This is a genomic window from Achromobacter sp. Marseille-Q0513, from assembly GCF_018195695.1.
In the GTDB taxonomy this organism is placed as follows: domain Bacteria; phylum Pseudomonadota; class Gammaproteobacteria; order Burkholderiales; family Burkholderiaceae_B; genus Achromobacter.
In genome coordinates this window covers 1-16,203 of the sequence record NZ_JAGTJY010000143.1, presented here as the reverse complement: position 1 = coordinate 16,203, position 16,203 = coordinate 1, and the positions used below count along the sequence as shown (strand labels likewise).

Genomic DNA, 16,203 nt, shown 5'->3' with positions numbered 1-16,203 from the left:
TGCCGCTGCGGTCGGCGATGTGCGCCTTGACCAGCGACACGTCCGGCGTCAGCGAACGCTCCATCACGTACTGCTGGCCGTCGAACTCGCGGATCTCCTTGCCGTCGGCCACGATGGTGCCCACGCCCGTGCGGGTGAAGAAGGCCGGGATGCCGGCGCCGCCGGCGCGCAGCTTCTCGGCCAGCGTGCCCTGCGGCGTGAATTCCAGCTCCAGCTCGCCCGACAGGTACTGGCGCTCGAATTCCTTGTTCTCGCCCACGTAGGACGCGATCATCTTGCGCACCTGCCGCGTGTTCAGCAGCTGGCCCAGGCCGAAACCGTCCACGCCGGCGTTGTTGCTCACGCAGGTCAGGTCCTTGACGCCCGAATCGCGCAGCGCCGCGATCAGCGCTTCCGGAATGCCGCACAGGCCGAAACCGCCCACGGCGATCATCTGGCCGTCCTTGACGATGCCTGCCAGCGCCTCCTGGGCGCTTGCATAAACTTTGTCCATCGCTCCAACTCCTGTTTGGGTCTAACCGAAGTAGCGCCCTGCCCTGGCCCGGCGCCTGCCGTCGGCAGGTCCGGAGCCCGTGACGGGCCCTGTCTTTTCCTGGAGCGCTGCCATCGGCCCGGCTCCGGCGCGACTGCCTGCCGGAACGCGGCGCCTGGCTATGGCGCGCCCCTTATTGCTATTGTGATCCTGCGCCAGATTCTACCGGCTTGGCCGGCGAATGCGCGCGCAGGGAAAGCCCGGACGCGCCTCAGGCCGCAGGCTGGAACTGCGTGGCCATCTTGGCCAGCACTTCAGGCGGCCACGGGGCGGACGTATTGGCCACGTAATCCATCCAGACCAGCACATTGCGGCCGCGCGCGTAGGGGCCGGCATCGTCGCCGACCTTTTCCAGCAGCAGTTCGAATTCGGCGCTGGAACGACCGATGCGGGTCACGGTATGGGTCACTCGCACGGTGGCCGGATAGGTCAGCGGGCGCAGGAAATCGCAGGACGCGTGCGCCAGGATGGCGCCGTCGTTGGCCGGCAATTCGAAGCCCGCGTCGTACAGGATTCGCATGCGCGCCTCTTCCATGAGACGGAAATACAGCGTGTTGTTGAGATGGTTGAGCGCGTCCGAATCGCCCCAACGCAGGGGCAGATCCACCTGGTGGGTATCGCCCACCGCAAGAATCCGCGCAGACAGCGTGTCCGGGTTCACCAATTACTCCTGATGGCTATAGGAAATGCGAAGGCGGCACCGCCTCCGGCTGCAATACAATCGTTGATAATACTTCCAGCCATACATGGGATACATACGGGGAGCTTTGCAAATGTCTGAACGCGAGTCGATGGAATATGACGTGGTCGTGGTCGGCGGCGGACCTGCCGGCCTGGCCACCGCCATCCGCCTGAAGCAGCTGGCCGCCGACAAGGGCCAGGAAATCGGCGTCTGCGTCCTGGAGAAAGGCGCCGAACTGGGCGCGCACACGCTGTCCGGCGCGGTCATGGATCCGCTGGCCCTGACCGAGCTCATCCCCGACTGGAAGGAAAAGGGCGCGCCGCTGACCGTGCCGGTCACGCAGGACAAGTTCATGTTCCTGAGCGAGACCGGCGCCCGCGTCACGCCCAACTGGCTGCTGCCGCCCTGTTTCCACAATGAAGGCAACTACATCGTCCGCCTGGGCGAGGTGGTCAAGTGGATGGGCGAACAGGCCGAGGCGCTGGGCGTGGACATCTTCCCCGGCTTCGCCGCGGTCGAAGTGCTGTACGACGAACAAGGCGCCGTGCGCGGCGTGGCCACCGGCGACATGGGCGTGGCCCGCGACGGCAGCCACACCGATCACTACCAGCCCGGCATGGAGCTGCACGCGCGTTATACGGTGTTTGCCGAAGGCGCGCGCGGCCAGCTGGGCCGCCAGCTGATCGAGCGCTTCAAGCTCGACGACGGCCGCAACGCCCAGTCCTACGGCATCGGCATCAAGGAAATGTGGGAAATCGATCCGTCCCAGTCCAAGCCCGGCCTGGTCATCCACACCGCCGGCTGGCCGCTGGACGCCGACACCTACGGCGGCTCCTTCCTCTATCACCTGGACAACAACCTGGTGGCGGTCGGCCTGATCGTCGGCCTGGACTACGCCAATCCCTGGCTGTCGCCGTTCGACGAGTTCCAGCGCTACAAGACCCACCCCGCCATCCGCGGCACCTTCGAGGGCGGCAAGCGCATCGCCTACGGCGCGCGCGCCATCACGGCGGGCGGCCTGCTGGCCCTGCCCAAGCTCACCGTGCCCGGCGGCGCGCTGGTCGGCTGCGAGGCCGGCTTCCTCAATGCCTCGCGCATCAAGGGCAGCCATGCCGCCATCAAGACCGGCATGCTGGCCGCCGACGCCGCGTTCGACGCGGTGCTGGCCGACCGGCGCCAGGACGAGCTGTCCGCCTACCCGGCCGCGTTCAAGTCCTCGTGGCTGCACGACGAGCTGAACAAGGCGCGCAACTTCAAGCAATGGTTCAAGAAGGGCCGCACCGTCGCCACCGTCATGACCGGCATCGAGCAGCTGGTGCTCAAGGGCAACTTCCCCTGGACGCTGCGCAACAGCAAGCCCGACCACGCCAGCCTGCAGCCGGCCTCGCAATGCGCGCGCATCGATTACCCCAAGCCCGACGGCAAGCTCACGTTCGACAAGCTCAGCTCGGTGTTCATCTCGAACACCAACCATGATGAGAACGAGCCGGTGCACCTGACGCTGAAGGATCCGGCGGTGCCGGTGCAGGTCAACCTGGCCAAGTACGGCGGCCCGGAATCGCGCTACTGTCCGGCCGGCGTGTACGAGTTCGTCAAGGACGACCACGGCGACGACCGCCTGCAGATCAACGCGCAGAACTGCGTGCACTGCAAGACCTGCGACATCAAGGACCCCACCCAGAACATCGTCTGGGTCGCCCCGCAGGGCGGCGAAGGCCCCGTCTACAGCGGCATGTGAGCATGGCCGAGCGTGCGCTGCTCATCGGCTGCGGCGACCTGGGCCTGCGCGCCGCGCGGCGGCTGCGGGCCCAGGGCGTGGAAGTCCATGCCCTGCGGCGCCAGCCGCCCGCTGACGACGCGGACGGCATCGCCTGGCTGCGCGGCGACATCTCCCGGCCCGACGGCATCCCCGTCCTGCCCGCCGGCATCACCCGCCTGATCTTCCTGCCCGCCCCAGGCGCGCGCGACGAAGCCGTCTATCGCGGCGTGTTCGTCGACGGCCTGCGCAATGTGCTCGGCGCGCTGGACGCCTCCCATCTGCAACGCATCGTGTTCGTGTCGTCCAGCGCCGTCTATGGCGAACACCAAGGCGGCTGGGTCGACGAAGACACGCCGCCCGCGCCGCAAGGCTTCAACGGCCGCATCCTGCTGGAAGCCGAGGCATTGCTCGCAGCCCGGCCCGAATCCGCCACGGCGCTGCGACTGGCCGGCCTGTATGGCCCGGGTCGGCTGCAGCTGATCGAGCGGCTGCGCGCGGGCCAGGCCGGCGCGCCCGTCGAACCCCCGCATTGGGCCAACCGCATCCACATCGATGACGCCGCCGAGGCCGTCGCGCATCTGGCCCTGCTGCCCGCCGTCGCGCCCGTGTACATCGGCTGCGACGATACGCCGCTGCCGCTACATGAGCTGTACGCCGACCTGGCGCGCATCATCGGCGCGCCCGCGCCACGCATCGCCCCCGCGCCCGCCAATGTGGGCAGCAAGAAACTCAGCAACGCGCGGCTGCGCGCCAGCGGCCTGCGCCTGCAGTGGCCGGACTCGCGACCCGGCTATGCGGCGCTGCTGGCCGACAACGGACGCGCCTGAGTCCTCGTCCCGCGCGCCATGCCCTGGCGCGCACGGCTCGTCCGGTGTTCGCTTGCAAGCGCATGCATGGTTCGTTCCCCATCGAATCATGCCCCGCGACGAACCGGGATACTGGCGGCTCGTTCCATCACGATCCCGCGCCATGCCGCCCACCGATCCCATCGCCGCCGTCACCCACGCCGATCCCTATCCCTACTACGCCGCGCTGGCGCGCGAGCGTCCGCTGTACCACGACGACACACTGAACCTGTGGGTCGCCAGCAGTCCGCAGGCCATCACGCAGGTGCTCGCGCATCCCGCCGCCCGCGTCCGGCCGCCCGCCGAACCCGTGCCGCGCGGCCTGTGTCCCGGCCCCGCTGGCGCGCTGTTCGGCCGCTATGTCCGGATGAACGACAGCGCCGAACACGCCAGGCTCAAGACGCTGTTGCGCGCCTACATCGACAGCCAACCCGCGCCGGACCTGGACGGCGCCTGGCCGCTGCCGCGTATCGACGCGGCCGGCGTGGACCGCTACCTGACTCTCGCGCCGGTGTATGCGCAGGCGGCCTTCATGGGCCTGCCGCCGGACGTGCACGGTGCATGCGCGACCGACATCGCGGACTTTATCGCGGCGCTGCCCGCCACGGCCGACGCCGCGCGCATCGAACGCGCCCACCGCGCCGCCGAGCGCCTGCAGGCGCGCATGCTGGCCTATCTGCACGCGCCCCAGGCCGGCGAAACGCTGCGCCGGTTGCAGCAGGACTGCGCCCAGGCCGGCATCGGCATGGACCTGCTGGCCGCCAACCTGGCCGGGCTGCTGTTCCAGTCGTGCGAAGCGGGCGCGGCCCTGCTCGGCAATGCGCTGGTGCTGGCCGGCCGGCGCGGCCTGCGGCAGGCGCCGCCCCCGGACGCGGCGCGCGAACTGGTCGCCGAAACGCTGCGCATTGATCCGCCGATACACAACACCCGGCGCTTCCTGGCCGACGAGATCACCGTCGACGGCCAGCGCATCCCCGCCGGGCAGACCGTGCTGCTGGTGCTGGCCGCCGCCGCCCTCGCGCAACCCGACACGCCCTGGACCTTCGGCGCGCTGGGCCACGCCTGTCCCGGCCAGGACCTGGCGCGCCGCCATGCGGCGGGCGCGCTGGCCCATCTGCTGCGCGCCGGCGCCGACGCGCCCGCCCTGGCCGCGAGCCATCGCTACCGGCCGCTGCCCAACGCCCGCCTTCCCCTGTTTGACTGCGCCAAGGACGCACACCCATGATCGCCGTGATCTTCGAAGTCGAACCCGCCCAGGGCGACCCCAAGCCCTATCTGGACATCGCCGCCACCCTGATCGACGAACTGAAGGCAATCGACGGCTTCATTTCCGTCGAACGTTTCCAGAGCCTGAGTACGCCGGGCAAGCTGCTGTCGCTATCGTTCTGGCGCGATGAGGACGCCGTGCGCCGCTGGCGCTCGCTGGAATCGCACCGCCGCGCGCAGGCCGCCGGCCGTGGCGGCGTGTTCCAGGACTATCGGCTGCGCGTGGCGCAGGTGCTGCGCGACTATGGCATGGCGCGGCGCGACGAAGCGCCGGGCGACAGCCGCGAACGGCACGGCTGAAGCGGCTCGTCAGGCTCGCTTGACGCCACGCACGGCCATCCAAGGCTGTCGGTCTCAGGCCAGATGCCGCGCCACCGAGGCCACCACGCGCCGCACGTCGTCGGCCGACACGTCCAGGTGCGTCACCAGCCGCGTCGAGCCGCCGTAGACGGCGCGCATCAGGATGCCGTCCGCCGCCACGCCCGCGTTCAGCGCGTCGCAGCGCGACGGCTCGAACTCGACGAACACCATGTTCGTATCCTGCGACAACACCCGCAGGCCCGCGATGCCTCGCAGCCCTTCGGCCAGCAGGCGCGCATGCTCATGATCCTGCGCCAGCCGTTCGACGTTGTGCTCCAGCGCGTACAGGCAGGCGGCCGCCAGCACGCCGGATTGGCGCAGGCCGCCGCCCAGCATCTTGCGCCAGCGCAGCGCGCACTCGATCAAGGCGCGACTGCCGACCAGCACCGAGCCCACCGGCGCGCCCAGCCCCTTGGAAAAGCAGATGGAACAGGTATCGAACGGCGCGCACAGCTCGGCCAGCGGTCGGCCGCTGGCGACGGCGGCATTGAACACGCGCGCCCCGTCCAGATGCACGCCCAGGCCTAGCCCCCGCGCCCAGGCGCTGGCCGCCTCGATGTACGCGGCGGGAATCAGCTTGCCGTGGAAGGTGTTCTCGAGCGCCAGCAGGCGCGTGCGCGCGTAATGCGGATCGCCCTTGGGCTTGACGGCCTCGGCCAGCCGCTCGAGCGGCAGCGTGCCATCCTCGGCATGCTCGATGGGCTGGGGCTGGATGCTGCCCAGCACCGCCGCGCCGCCGCCTTCGTAGCGGTAGGTATGCGCGAGCTGGCCCACCAGGTATTCGTCGCCGCGCTCGCAATGCGCCATCAGCGCGGCCAGGTTGCTTTGCGTGCCGGACGGGAAGAACAGCCCCGCCTCCTTGCCGGCGCGCTCGGCCACGGCCGCCTGCAGGCGGTTGACGCTGGGATCGTCGCCCATCACGTCGTCGCCCACCGGCGCGGCCATCATGGCCTGGAGCATGGCGGCCGTAGGCCGGGTGACGGTGTCGCTGCGCAAATCAATCATGGAAGCACCTTGGTACGGAATGCGGATTCTTAAAACAGGGAACTGCGCGCCAGCGGGGAGTGGCAGCGGCCGGGTTCATTCCTTGCCCGGCGGCGCGGCGCGGCTCACGACCCAGATGCCGGCCAGGATCAACGCCATGCCCGCCAGCTCGGCGCCGCTGGGTCGCTCGGACAGCAGCGCCCAGGCCAGCAGCATGGCCACCACCGGCACGCCCAGGCTGGACAGGCCCGCGATGGACGCGGGCACCCGGCGCACCACCTGCAGCCACAGCAGCCAGCCCGCCGCCGTGGCGATGAACACGATGTAGACCATGCCCAGCGACAGCTGCCAGCCCCATTGCGCCGGAATCTGCGGCACCATCCAGGCCACCGGCGCCATGACCAGCCCGCCCAATAGCATCTGCCAGGCGGTGAACACCATCACGTCGGGACGGTGGCGCTCGAACATGCGCTTGGACAGCACCGTGCCCACGCCCCAGCACAGGCCGCTGCCCAGTCCCAGCAGCACGGGCTTGATATCGCCCAGCCCGTTCCACGGCTCGACGAAACAGACCAGGCCGATCGCCGCCAGCCCGATGCCGGCGGCATGCCGGACGGTGGGACGCTCGCGCAGCAGCCACCAGGCGAACAGCACCACCCAGAAGGGCATGGTATAGGCCATCAGCGATACCTTGCCGACGCCGCCCGAGACCAAGGCCGTCTGGACGAAGCCCTGGAATCCGGCCGTCTGCGTCAAGCCGATCAGCAGCGTCAGCCCCCAGGGCGGCATGGCCAGCGGCCGGCGCGTGGCCAGGGCCAGCACGAACAGCACGACGGCGCCGGTCACGTAGCGCAGCGCCACGAAGTCGAAGGGGCCGATGTACGGCACGATCAGCTTCATCGCGATCCAGCTGCCCGCCCATACCAGGATGGTGCTCAACATCAGGGCCAGGCCGGCGCGATCGAAACTGCTGCGGTTCACTGCGGGGACTCCAAGTGGATGGGGATCGGAAAACAAAGACGCCCGTAACGGATACCGTTACGGGCGTCTGCCATTATGCTCCCGCCGCGCGGCGGGGGCCGCCGTGCCTGCCCGCCGTTTCGTCCACGATGCGGACGGGCGGCGGGCAGGATCGGAAGGCATCGGATCTACAGCGACTTGGCCAATTGATCCAGGATGGCGGGGTTTTCCAGCGTGGACACGTCCTGGGTGATTTCCTCGCCCTTGGCGACCACGCGCAGCAGGCGGCGCATGATCTTGCCGGAACGCGTCTTGGGCAGGTTGTCGCCGAAGCGGATGTCCTTGGGCTTGGCGATGGGACCGATCTCCTTGGCCACCCAGTCGCGCAGCTGCTTGGCGATGGCCTGCGCCTCTTCGCCCTCGGGCCGCGCGCGCTTGAGCACCACGAAGGCCACCACGGCTTCGCCGGTGGTGTCGTCGGGACGGCCCACCACCGCGGCCTCGGCGACCAGTTCATGCGCCACCAGCGCCGACTCGACTTCCATCGTGCCCAGGCGGTGGCCCGAGACGTTCAGCACGTCGTCGATGCGGCCCATGATCCAGAAATAGCCGTCGGCGTCGCGCTGAGCGCCGTCGCCCGCCAGGTAGTAGCCGCGCAGCTCGGACGGGAAGTAGCTCTTCTTGAAGCGCTCGGGGTCGCCCCAGATGTTGCGGATCATCGCGGGCCAGGGGCGCTTGATGACCAGGAAGCCGCCGTTGCCTTGAGCGACATCGGCGCCGGTCTCATCGACGATGGCGGCGGCGATGCCCGGCAGCGGCAGCGTGCAGGAACCGGGCTTGGCCGGCGTGGCGCCCGGCAGCGGCGTGATCATGTGGCCGCCGGTCTCGGTCTGCCACCAGGTGTCGACGATGGGGCAACGCTCGCGGCCGATCTGCTTGTGATACCACATCCAGGCTTCGGGATTGATGGGCTCGCCCACCGTGCCCAGGATGCGCAGCGAATCCAGGTCGTAGTTGCGCGGATGGGCCTCGGGCGTGGCTTCGGCGGCCTTGATCAGCGAACGGATGGCGGTCGGCGCGGTGTAGAAGGTGGTGACCTTGTGGCGCGCGATCATGTCCCAGAAGCGGCCGGCGTTCGGATACGTGGGCACGCCCTCGAACACGACCTGGGTCAGGCCGGCGGCCAGCGGACCGTAGGTGATGTAGGTGTGGCCGGTGACCCAGCCCACGTCGGCCGTGCACCAGTAGACGTCGTCCTTGCGCGCGTCGAAGGTCCACTTCACGGTCAGCAGCGCCCACAGCAGGTAGCCCGCCGACGAATGCTGCACGCCCTTGGGCTTGCCGGTGGAACCCGAGGTGTAGAGGATGAACAGCGGATGCTCGGCGTTGACCGGCACCGGCTCGCAGGTGTCGGGCTGGCCGGCCTCGACGTCGTGCATCCACAGGTCGCGGCCTTCGGTCCATTGCACCTTGCCGCCCGTGCGGCGGTACACGATCACCTTGGTGACGGCCTCGCAGCCGCCCATGGCAATGGCTTCCTCGACGGCCGGCTTGAGCGGGATGACCTTGCCGCCGCGCACCTGCTCGTCGGCCGTGATGACCAGCGTGGCGCCCACGTCGCCGATACGCTCCTGCAGGCTCTTGGCCGAGAAGCCGCCGAACACCACGGAGTGCGTCACGCCCAGGCGCGCGCAGGCCTGCATCGCGACCACCGCCTCGATCGACATGGGCATGTAGATGATGGCGCGGTCACCCTTTTTGTAGCCCAGCTTGGCCAGGCCATTGGCGAAGCGGCACACGCGGGCCAGCAGTTCGCGGTAGGTGACGCGGTCGACCTTGCCGTCGTCGGCTTCGAAGATGATCGCGGTCTTGTCGGCGTTGCCATTGGTCAGGTGCACGTCCAGACAGTTGGCCGAGATGTTGAGCTCGCCGTCGCCGAACCAGCGGTAGAACGGGGCGTCGGACTCATCCAGCACCTGGGTGAAAGGCTTGGTCCACTTCAGGTTGGCGCGGGCCTGGCCGGCCCAGAATCCGTCAAAGTCGTTCTCGACCTGGGCGCACAGTTCCTTGTAGGCGTCCATGCTCGGAATCGAGGCGCCTTGCGAAGCGCGCTCGGGCGGCGGAAAGACCCGGGTTTCCACCAGGACGGACTCAATGGCATTCGACATGATCTTTGTCTCCAATCGGTGATTCTGTTGTTGATGCTGCTCTTTTTCTACTCACCCGCAACCGTATCGCCACGCTCTTACGGGCACCTTACGCAAAATGCGGGCCGGAACTCGCGCCCGGACCATCGTGGCCGCGAATGCGCGAGGCGGGGAGTGCGAAAAGGACTGGCGGCATCGACAAGCGACAGCTTATGCGCAACCGTGCCCGGCGGCATCGCCGGGCACGGTTCGTAAGGATAGCAGCCGCGGCGCCCCGATGTGGCGCGACTGACGTCGCTCAGACGGCGGCGCCCTGCTCCCGGCGCGCCAGGCCGCGCGCCATGTCCACGCGCGACAGCAGCGCCAGGCCGCCGACGAAGAACAGCCCGGTCACCAGGATGGCGAGCCGATGGTTGCCATCGGTGGCCCAGGTCACCAGACCGTAGGTCAGCGGCCCGATCACGGCGGCCAGCTGCACGGCGAAGGTCCACAGCGAAAAGAATTCCGCCAGGCGGCCGGCCGGCGCCAGCGCCCCCGTCATGGCCCGGCCCGCGCTCTGCGTGGTGCCCATGCACAGGCCGGCCAGCGTGGCCGCGACCCAGAACACCGGCGCGGTCACGGCCGCATAGGCCACCAGCACCATCAGGATCCAGCCGCACAGCGTGATGGCCAGCGCGCGCTTGTGGCCGATGCGGTCCTGCACGTAGCCGAACGAGAAGGCGCCGGCCGCGGCGCCGATGTTCACGGTGAAGACCAGCAGCATGATCTGCGGCGTAGTGAAACCCATCACTTCCGAGGCATACACCGCCGCCAGCGTGATCACCACCGAGATGCCGGCCTGATAGCAGGCGATGCACATCAGCAACCGGCGGAACTCGGGAAAGTGCGTGCCCGTCTCGCGCCAGGCATAGGCCAGGCGCCGCAGCAGGTCCATGGCGGGCTGCGCCTGGCCCGGACGCGCGCGCTCGCGCAGCAGGAAGAAGGACGGCAGGGCGGCCAGCGCGAACACCGAGCAGGTGACCACGATGACCCAGGGCACGAAATGCTCGGCGGTCATGCCGCGGGCCTCGGCCCGCGTCACCACGACCAGCGACAGTCCCAGCGTCAGCATGCCGCCGCAATAGCCGAAGCTCCAGCCCCAGCCCGACACACGCCCCAGCGCGGCGGGCCTGGCCAGTTCCGGCAGGAACGCCGCGACCACGGATTCGCCCACGCAATAGCAGTAGTTCGAAATAACGATGGCGACCAGCGCCAGCCAGACATCGCCCGGCCCGGTCTGGGTCAGCGCCAGCGTGGCGCCGACGCAGCCGACGGTGCTGGCGAACAGCAGCCGCCGCTTGGCCGCGCGCGCGTCGGCGCGGGCGCCCAGCGTGGGCATGGTCAGCATGATGAGCAGGTAGGACAGCGACAGCGCCGCCGTCCAGGCCAGCGTGGCCCAGGACGCGCGCGCGCCCACCACGCCGACGAAATAGGTGCTGAACACCGCCGTGAGGATGACGGTGGTGTAGCCGGAATTGGCGAAGTCATACATGGCCCAGGCCCAGACCTCGCGCTTGGCCACGCCGGGATTCAGGAGGCTGTCGCCCCCCGCGGCCACGGCGCCGGAACCGCCTTGCGGCGGCTCCGTATTGCGGCTGTCGCTCATAGTCCCAGGGCGGCGATGCCGGCCTGGGCGATCTGGGCGTCCTCGCTGGACTTCACGCCCGACACGCCAACGGCGCCGACCACATGGCCATCGGCCACGACCGGCACGCCGCCTTCCAGCATGCCTTCGAGCAGCGGAGCCGACAGGAAGGAATAACGACCGTTGTTGATGATCTCTTCATACGCGCGCGATTCGCGGCGGCCCAGCGCGGCGGTCTTGGCCTTGGCCGGCGCGATGTGCGAGGAGATCGGCGCCGCCCCGTCCAGGCGCAGCATGCCCAGCAGGTGACCGCCGTCGTCCGACACGGCGATGGTCACCGCCCACTTGTTCTGCAGGGCATGGGCTTCGGCCGCGGCCAGGATCTTCTTGACGTCTTCGGCGCTCAGCACGGGTTTGGTGTTCATTGCAGCGATTCCTTAATCTGTTCCAGGGCGGTGGGATCTTCTATGGTGGTCAGGTCTCCGGGATCGCGTCCCTCGCACACGGCGACGATCGCGCGCCGCAGCACCTTGCCCGACCGGGTCTTGGGCAGCGCGCCCACGAACCGGATCCTGGCCGGCTTCGCCACGGCTCCCAGCTGATCTTCCACCAGCCGCATGATATCGCCTTCCAGTTGCCGCGCGCCCTCCTGCGTCTCGGCGCCGGCGGGATTCTTCAGCACGGCGAAGGCCATGGCCACCTGCCCCTTGAGCGCGTCGGCCACGCCGACCACGGCGCACTCGGCGATGGCCGCGTGGCTGTTGACCGATTCCTCGATCTCGCGCGTGCCCAGGCGATGGCCGGCCACGTTGATGACGTCGTCGGTGCGGCCCAGGATGAACCAGTAGCCGTCCTCGTCCACCAGCCCCCAGTCGAAGGTCGAATAGGCCTGGCGGCCGGGGATGGACGTGAAATAGGTCTGGACGAAGCGCTCGTCGTCGCCCCAGATCGTGGACATCGCGCCCGGCGGCAAGGGCGGCATGATGGCGACCACGCCCTTCTGGTCAGGACCGAGATCCTCGCCGGTGGTCTCGCTGACGATGCGGGCGTCAAAGCCATACACCGGGAACGAGGGGCTGCCGAAGCGCGTCGGCACGTTTTCCACGCCGGGCTGGGCCGACAGGATCGGCCAGCCCGATTCCGTCTGCCAGTAATTGTCGATGATGGGCTTGCCCAGGCCCTGGGAGATCCATTGCGCGGTGGGCTCGTCCAGCGGTTCGCCGGCCAGGTATACGGCGCGCAGCGAGGACAGGTCGTGCTTTTTCAGCAGGGCCGGATCCTGGCGCTTGAGCACGCGCACCGCGGTCGGCGCCGAGAACAGCGTGTTGACCCGGTACTGCTCCACCAGCTTCCACAGGATGGCGCCGTCCGGCCGCACCGGCGTGCCTTCATACAGGATGGTGGCCTGGCCGCCGATCAGCGGGCCGTAGATGATGTAGGAGTGCCCCACCACCCAGCCGATGTCGCTGGTGCAGAAATACGTGTCGCCCGGCTTGCCGTTGAACAGGTACTCCATGGAAGACGCCAACGCCACGGCATAGCCGCCGGTGTCGCGCTGCACGCCCTTGGGCTTGCCGGTCGTGCCTGAGGTATACAGGATATAGCTGGGTTCGGACGACTCCAGCCAGGCCACCGGCACCCGCGCGCCCTGGTGCCGGGCGCGCAGCGTGGCGTAGTCCAGGTCGCGCCCCGCCACCGGCTCGAAGGGCGCCAGCCCACGGTCGAACACCACCACTGAGGCCGGCGGCGTCTTGCACAGGCCCAGGGCCCGGTCCAGCAGCGGCTTGTAGGGCACGACCTTGCCCGCGCGCGAACCACCGTCGGTGCACACGATCACCTTGGGCGCGGCATCGTCGATGCGCTGCGCCAGGTTGACCGAGGCGAAGCCGCCGAACACCACCGAATGCACCGCACCGATGCGGGCGCAGGCCAGCATGGTGAAGACAGCCTCCGGCACCATCGGCATGTACAGCAGGACGCGGTCGCCGCGTCCCACGCCCAGTTCCTTGAGCATGGCGGCGGCGGCGTTGACCTCTTCATAGACGTCCTGACGCGTATAGACCCGTTCGCGGTCCACCTCGGTGGACACCCAGATCAGCGCCGGATCTTCCGCCTGCGTGGGCAGCCACCGGTCCACGGCGTTGTAACAGAGATTGGTCTTGCCGCCCACGAACCACTTGGCGAAGGGCGGCCGGGAGAAGTCCAGCACGGACTCGAACGGCGTTTCCCAATGCACCCGGCCGGCCTGCTCACGCCAGAAAGCGTCCCGGTCGTGTATCGATCGGTAATGGAAATCCCTGGTTTTTTGCATGGTTGTCTCCTGTTATCGTGCATACGCCTTTTGGCTGATTGCTTTTTGCTTCAAGCTTTTAGGTCATTCTGGTGGGCAAACCTTGCACGAGGCTTGCCGCAGGTCAAAAAATTCTGCCACGCGTCTACGCCGCACGGGCGCCGGGCTGGTTACAGTAACGAACCAGTCTTAAAAGTTTGGTAGAATCCCCGCGAAGTTGTAGACAACATAACGTTGATTCGCTGTATTTATCAGCCGATTTCCGCGCTTTTGCGCGCAATCGACGCTAAACGCAGTGCATCTTCCCCAGGCGAATGCATCGACACTCCGTAAGCTCGCGACTCAATTCATCCACTGGCCAGGCAATCCGACGTATCCGGTTGCTGGCCTTGGCGGCATGCGTCGCGGGTTTGGCGGGTTGTGCAAGCACCAATCAGAAGTCAACCGCCCATACGTCCGAGATCGATCCCTACGAGATGGAATGGGTCGCCACCGCCGATGATCCCATCGGCATGCTGGTGGTGCAGAAGTTCAAGCGCGAACGCCGCCAGCAGGCCCAGACCGGCGTGGACAGCGACAACGCCCTGGTCAGCGAAGCCCTGACCTACCTGGGCATCCGCTATCGCTTCGGCGGCAACTCCCCCGACACCGGTTTCGATTGCAGCGGCCTGGTTTCGTACACCGCCCAGCGTTCGCTCGGCCTGAAACTGCCCCGCAACGCCGCCGAGATCGCCCAACACGGCACCTCGATCAACAAGAACGAGCTCAAGGCCGGCGACCTGGTCTTCTTCAACACGCTGGGCCGCCGCTATTCGCACGTAGGCATCTACCTGGGTGACGACCGCTTCGTCCACTCCCCCAGCGCCGGCGGCGTGGTCCGCGTCGAGAACATGACCATGGCCTACTGGGCCAAGCGCTACAACGGCGCCCGCCGCCTGGACGACCACATGGTGGCCTCGGCCCGCGCGGCCTCCCGATAAGCCGACACACGCCGCGCGCCCTTCGGGCGACATGGCGGCAAGCACGCATACGAAAACGCCGCCGGACCCGAAAGTCCGGCGGCGTTTTGCATTTCTCTTCGCGGCGCTTTGCGCCGCAGGCCCGCAGGCCTCCCCAGTCTTGATTTATAGGCGGCTGATCGCGCGGCCTGAACCGCGGCGGAATCAGTGCACCGTGCCCGAGCCCGCGCGCGGGCACAGGCCGCATTGCTGCAATGCCTGCTGCATGCTGCAGACCGAGCGGCGACAAGCCACGACCCTGATGCCGCCGCGCTGCGCCGCGTTGCGGAAGGTCTTCATCACGTTGTGACCGAGGAAATCGGTCAGCAGAATCACCAGCTGGGTGCCCGAGGGCAGCTGCAGCGTCTTCTTCTGATGCGAGGGGTCCCGTCCGCTGATGTGATGCGTGATCGAGATGTTGTGCCCCTTGAGCAAATCGGGAATGTTGCCGAGTCGGTCGGCGCCTACCACTACTGCACTCAGTCCTGCCGTCATGTTTAACCTCACTGGGTCGTTGAGACTGGATGTAATGATAATGATTCCTATTTTTTAGTCAACGCAAATGAGAGCCGTTCTTATTTAATTATTTTTATGGACCAGCGATTGCGGATAGCCGAGCCCCCCCTGCCCTGACGCTCCCGCAGACAAAAAAAGGCGCGGCACCCCGACGGGGCCGCGCCTGATCATGAGGGCCCGCCCTTCGGCGGACCGCCTATTTCGGCGTGCCCTGCACCGCTTCCGTCACCACCGCGCGCGTCAGCGACGGCGCCAGCATCTCCAGGAAGGTATAGACATAGTCACGCAGGAACACGCCGGCCTTCACGCCCACGCGGGTGGTATGCGTGCCGAACAGATGCCCCACCGGCAGGCCGACCAGATTGGAGTCGCGGCGCGGGTCATAGGCCACACCGGCGATGATGCCGATGCCCAGGCCCACATCGACGTAGGTCTTGATCACGTCCGCGTCGATGGCTTCGAGCACGATGTCGGGGTGGATGCCCTGGTTGGCGAAGATCTCGTCGATCGTGCTGCGGCCCGTGAAGGCGCGGTCATAGGTGACGATGGGGTACTCGGCCAGTTGCGCGAGCGACAGGCGCTTGGCGGCGCTGGAGGTCAGCTCGGTCAGCGGATGGTCGGGACGCACCACCACCGTGTGCTCCCAGGCGTACACCGGCAGCGTGGCCAGGCCCGGCGTCAGCGCCAGCGATTCGGTGGCCAATGCCAGATCGGCCTGCTCGTGCAGCACCATCTCGGCCAGCTGCGCCGGGCTGCCCTCGGCCAGCGACAGGTGCACCTTGGGGAATTGCTTGCGGAAGGCCGGAATCACGCGCGGCAACAGATAACGCGCCTGGGTGTGGGTGCAGGCGATCACCAGCCCGCCTTCGTCGCGACGCGCGAACTCGTCGCTCACCTTCTTCAGGTTGTCGACTTCGCGCATGATGCGGTCGATCACCTGCGACACCGCCAAGCCGGGCTTGGTCAGCCCCTTGATGCGCTTGCCGTGCCGTTCGAAGATCTTGATGCCGAGTTCGTCCTCGAACTCGATGATGGCTTTCGACACCCCAGGCTGCGAGGTGTAGAGCATCCGGGCGGCTTCGGTCAGGTTGAAGTCGCGACGGATGGTTTCACGCACAAAACGAAATTGCTGCAGGTTCATGAATTGGCCCCTGATAGACGGGCCAATTATAAGTAATAAGATAAGCTTTTTATATTACTTATCAGTATAAGCTTAGGCACAACACGTCCCCGCTTATCC

General features: G+C 67.6%; 15 protein-coding genes. 5 read left to right on the top strand and 10 right to left on the bottom strand.

Annotated features, from left to right (window positions below; genetic code table 11):
- A partial coding sequence (locus tag KDH83_RS22970; protein ID WP_212320175.1) for a CoA transferase subunit A occupies positions 1-493 on the bottom strand: 493 nt, incomplete at its 3' end.
- Positions 494-743: 250 nt separating this feature from the next.
- Positions 744-1,193 (bottom strand): acyl-CoA thioesterase, encoded by a 450-nt coding sequence (locus KDH83_RS22965; RefSeq protein WP_103273172.1) that lies wholly within the window; start codon positions 1,191-1,193, stop codon positions 744-746.
- Positions 1,194-1,305: 112 nt separating this feature from the next.
- On the opposite strand from KDH83_RS22965, the gene KDH83_RS22960 reads away from it, so the two are divergent.
- The 4 genes from KDH83_RS22960 to KDH83_RS22945 all read left to right on the top strand — a co-directional run bounded on the left by KDH83_RS22960 (position 1,306) and on the right by KDH83_RS22945 (position 5,384).
- Complete coding sequence (locus KDH83_RS22960) at positions 1,306-2,952, top strand: electron transfer flavoprotein-ubiquinone oxidoreductase (protein WP_212320174.1); 1,647 nt, start codon at positions 1,306-1,308, stop codon at positions 2,950-2,952.
- A gap of 2 nt (positions 2,953-2,954) precedes the next feature.
- Positions 2,955-3,800: an NAD-dependent epimerase/dehydratase family protein gene (locus KDH83_RS22955; RefSeq protein WP_212320172.1), complete on the top strand. Its 846-nt coding sequence runs from the start codon at positions 2,955-2,957 to the stop codon at positions 3,798-3,800.
- 142 nt (positions 3,801-3,942) lie between these two features.
- A complete protein-coding gene (locus KDH83_RS22950; RefSeq protein ID WP_212320170.1) occupies positions 3,943-5,043 on the top strand; it encodes a cytochrome in 1,101 nt (366 codons plus the stop codon).
- Positions 5,040-5,384, top strand: a complete 345-nt coding sequence (locus KDH83_RS22945) for an antibiotic biosynthesis monooxygenase (protein ID WP_103273168.1) — start codon at positions 5,040-5,042, stop codon at positions 5,382-5,384. The genes KDH83_RS22950 and KDH83_RS22945 overlap by 4 nt, the downstream gene beginning before the upstream one ends.
- Positions 5,385-5,438: 54 nt before the next feature.
- Here KDH83_RS22945 and ltaE read toward each other — a convergent pair whose 3' ends face one another.
- The 6 genes from ltaE to KDH83_RS22915 all read right to left on the bottom strand — a co-directional run bounded on the left by ltaE (position 5,439) and on the right by KDH83_RS22915 (position 13,470).
- On the bottom strand, positions 5,439-6,449 hold the full coding sequence (ltaE, locus tag KDH83_RS22940; protein WP_212320168.1) for a low-specificity L-threonine aldolase: 1,011 nt from the start codon (positions 6,447-6,449) through the stop codon (positions 5,439-5,441).
- 75 nt (positions 6,450-6,524) lie between these two features.
- Positions 6,525-7,409 (bottom strand): EamA family transporter, encoded by an 885-nt coding sequence (locus KDH83_RS22935; RefSeq protein WP_212320166.1) that lies wholly within the window; start codon positions 7,407-7,409, stop codon positions 6,525-6,527.
- 167 nt (positions 7,410-7,576) lie between these two features.
- Complete coding sequence (gene acs / locus KDH83_RS22930; RefSeq protein WP_212320164.1) at positions 7,577-9,556, bottom strand: acetate--CoA ligase; 1,980 nt, start codon at positions 9,554-9,556, stop codon at positions 7,577-7,579.
- A gap of 277 nt (positions 9,557-9,833) precedes the next feature.
- Positions 9,834-11,180 carry an MFS transporter gene (locus tag KDH83_RS22925; protein ID WP_212320161.1) on the bottom strand — a complete coding sequence of 449 codons (1,347 nt, stop codon included), beginning with the start codon at positions 11,178-11,180 and terminating at the stop codon, positions 9,834-9,836.
- The gene (locus tag KDH83_RS22920; protein WP_212320159.1) at positions 11,177-11,584 is read right to left on the bottom strand and encodes a heme-binding protein; all 408 of its coding nucleotides are present in this window, start codon (positions 11,582-11,584) and stop codon (positions 11,177-11,179) included. Before KDH83_RS22920 ends, KDH83_RS22925 begins: the two co-directional genes overlap by 4 nt.
- On the bottom strand, positions 11,581-13,470 hold the full coding sequence (locus KDH83_RS22915) for a propionate--CoA ligase (protein ID WP_212320156.1): 1,890 nt from the start codon (positions 13,468-13,470) through the stop codon (positions 11,581-11,583). The genes KDH83_RS22920 and KDH83_RS22915 overlap by 4 nt, the downstream gene beginning before the upstream one ends.
- A 293-nt stretch (positions 13,471-13,763) precedes the next feature.
- Here KDH83_RS22915 and KDH83_RS22910 point away from each other — a divergent pair, with 293 nt between their 5' ends.
- Entirely contained in the window at positions 13,764-14,429 is a 666-nt protein-coding gene (locus KDH83_RS22910; protein ID WP_212320154.1) for a C40 family peptidase, read from the top strand.
- Between the two features lie 183 nt (positions 14,430-14,612).
- Here KDH83_RS22910 and KDH83_RS22905 read toward each other — a convergent pair whose 3' ends face one another.
- Both KDH83_RS22905 and KDH83_RS22900 read right to left on the bottom strand, forming a co-directional pair.
- Complete coding sequence (locus KDH83_RS22905) at positions 14,613-14,942, bottom strand: DUF2325 domain-containing protein (RefSeq protein WP_103273160.1); 330 nt, start codon at positions 14,940-14,942, stop codon at positions 14,613-14,615.
- 217 nt (positions 14,943-15,159) lie between these two features.
- Positions 15,160-16,104 (bottom strand): CysB family HTH-type transcriptional regulator, encoded by a 945-nt coding sequence (locus KDH83_RS22900; RefSeq protein WP_103273159.1) that lies wholly within the window; start codon positions 16,102-16,104, stop codon positions 15,160-15,162.
- Positions 16,105-16,203: the final 99 nt, after the last annotated feature.

Coding starts and splice junctions, on each gene's coding strand:
- KDH83_RS22945 (WP_103273168.1), top strand. CDS start 5,040: ATGATCGCCGTGATCTTCGAAGTCGAACCCGCCCAGGGCGACCCCAAG.
- ltaE (WP_212320168.1), bottom strand. CDS start 6,449: ATGATTGATTTGCGCAGCGACACCGTCACCCGGCCTACGGCCGCCATG.
- KDH83_RS22900 (WP_103273159.1), bottom strand. CDS start 16,104: ATGAACCTGCAGCAATTTCGTTTTGTGCGTGAAACCATCCGTCGCGAC.
- KDH83_RS22910 (WP_212320154.1), top strand. CDS start 13,764: ATGCATCGACACTCCGTAAGCTCGCGACTCAATTCATCCACTGGCCAG.
- KDH83_RS22905 (WP_103273160.1), bottom strand. CDS start 14,942: ATGACGGCAGGACTGAGTGCAGTAGTGGTAGGCGCCGACCGACTCGGC.
- KDH83_RS22960 (WP_212320174.1), top strand. CDS start 1,306: ATGTCTGAACGCGAGTCGATGGAATATGACGTGGTCGTGGTCGGCGGC.
- KDH83_RS22955 (WP_212320172.1), top strand. CDS start 2,955: ATGGCCGAGCGTGCGCTGCTCATCGGCTGCGGCGACCTGGGCCTGCGC.
- KDH83_RS22950 (WP_212320170.1), top strand. CDS start 3,943: ATGCCGCCCACCGATCCCATCGCCGCCGTCACCCACGCCGATCCCTAT.
- KDH83_RS22915 (WP_212320156.1), bottom strand. CDS start 13,470: ATGCAAAAAACCAGGGATTTCCATTACCGATCGATACACGACCGGGAC.
- KDH83_RS22925 (WP_212320161.1), bottom strand. CDS start 11,180: ATGAGCGACAGCCGCAATACGGAGCCGCCGCAAGGCGGTTCCGGCGCC.
- acs (WP_212320164.1), bottom strand. CDS start 9,556: ATGTCGAATGCCATTGAGTCCGTCCTGGTGGAAACCCGGGTCTTTCCG.
- KDH83_RS22920 (WP_212320159.1), bottom strand. CDS start 11,584: ATGAACACCAAACCCGTGCTGAGCGCCGAAGACGTCAAGAAGATCCTG.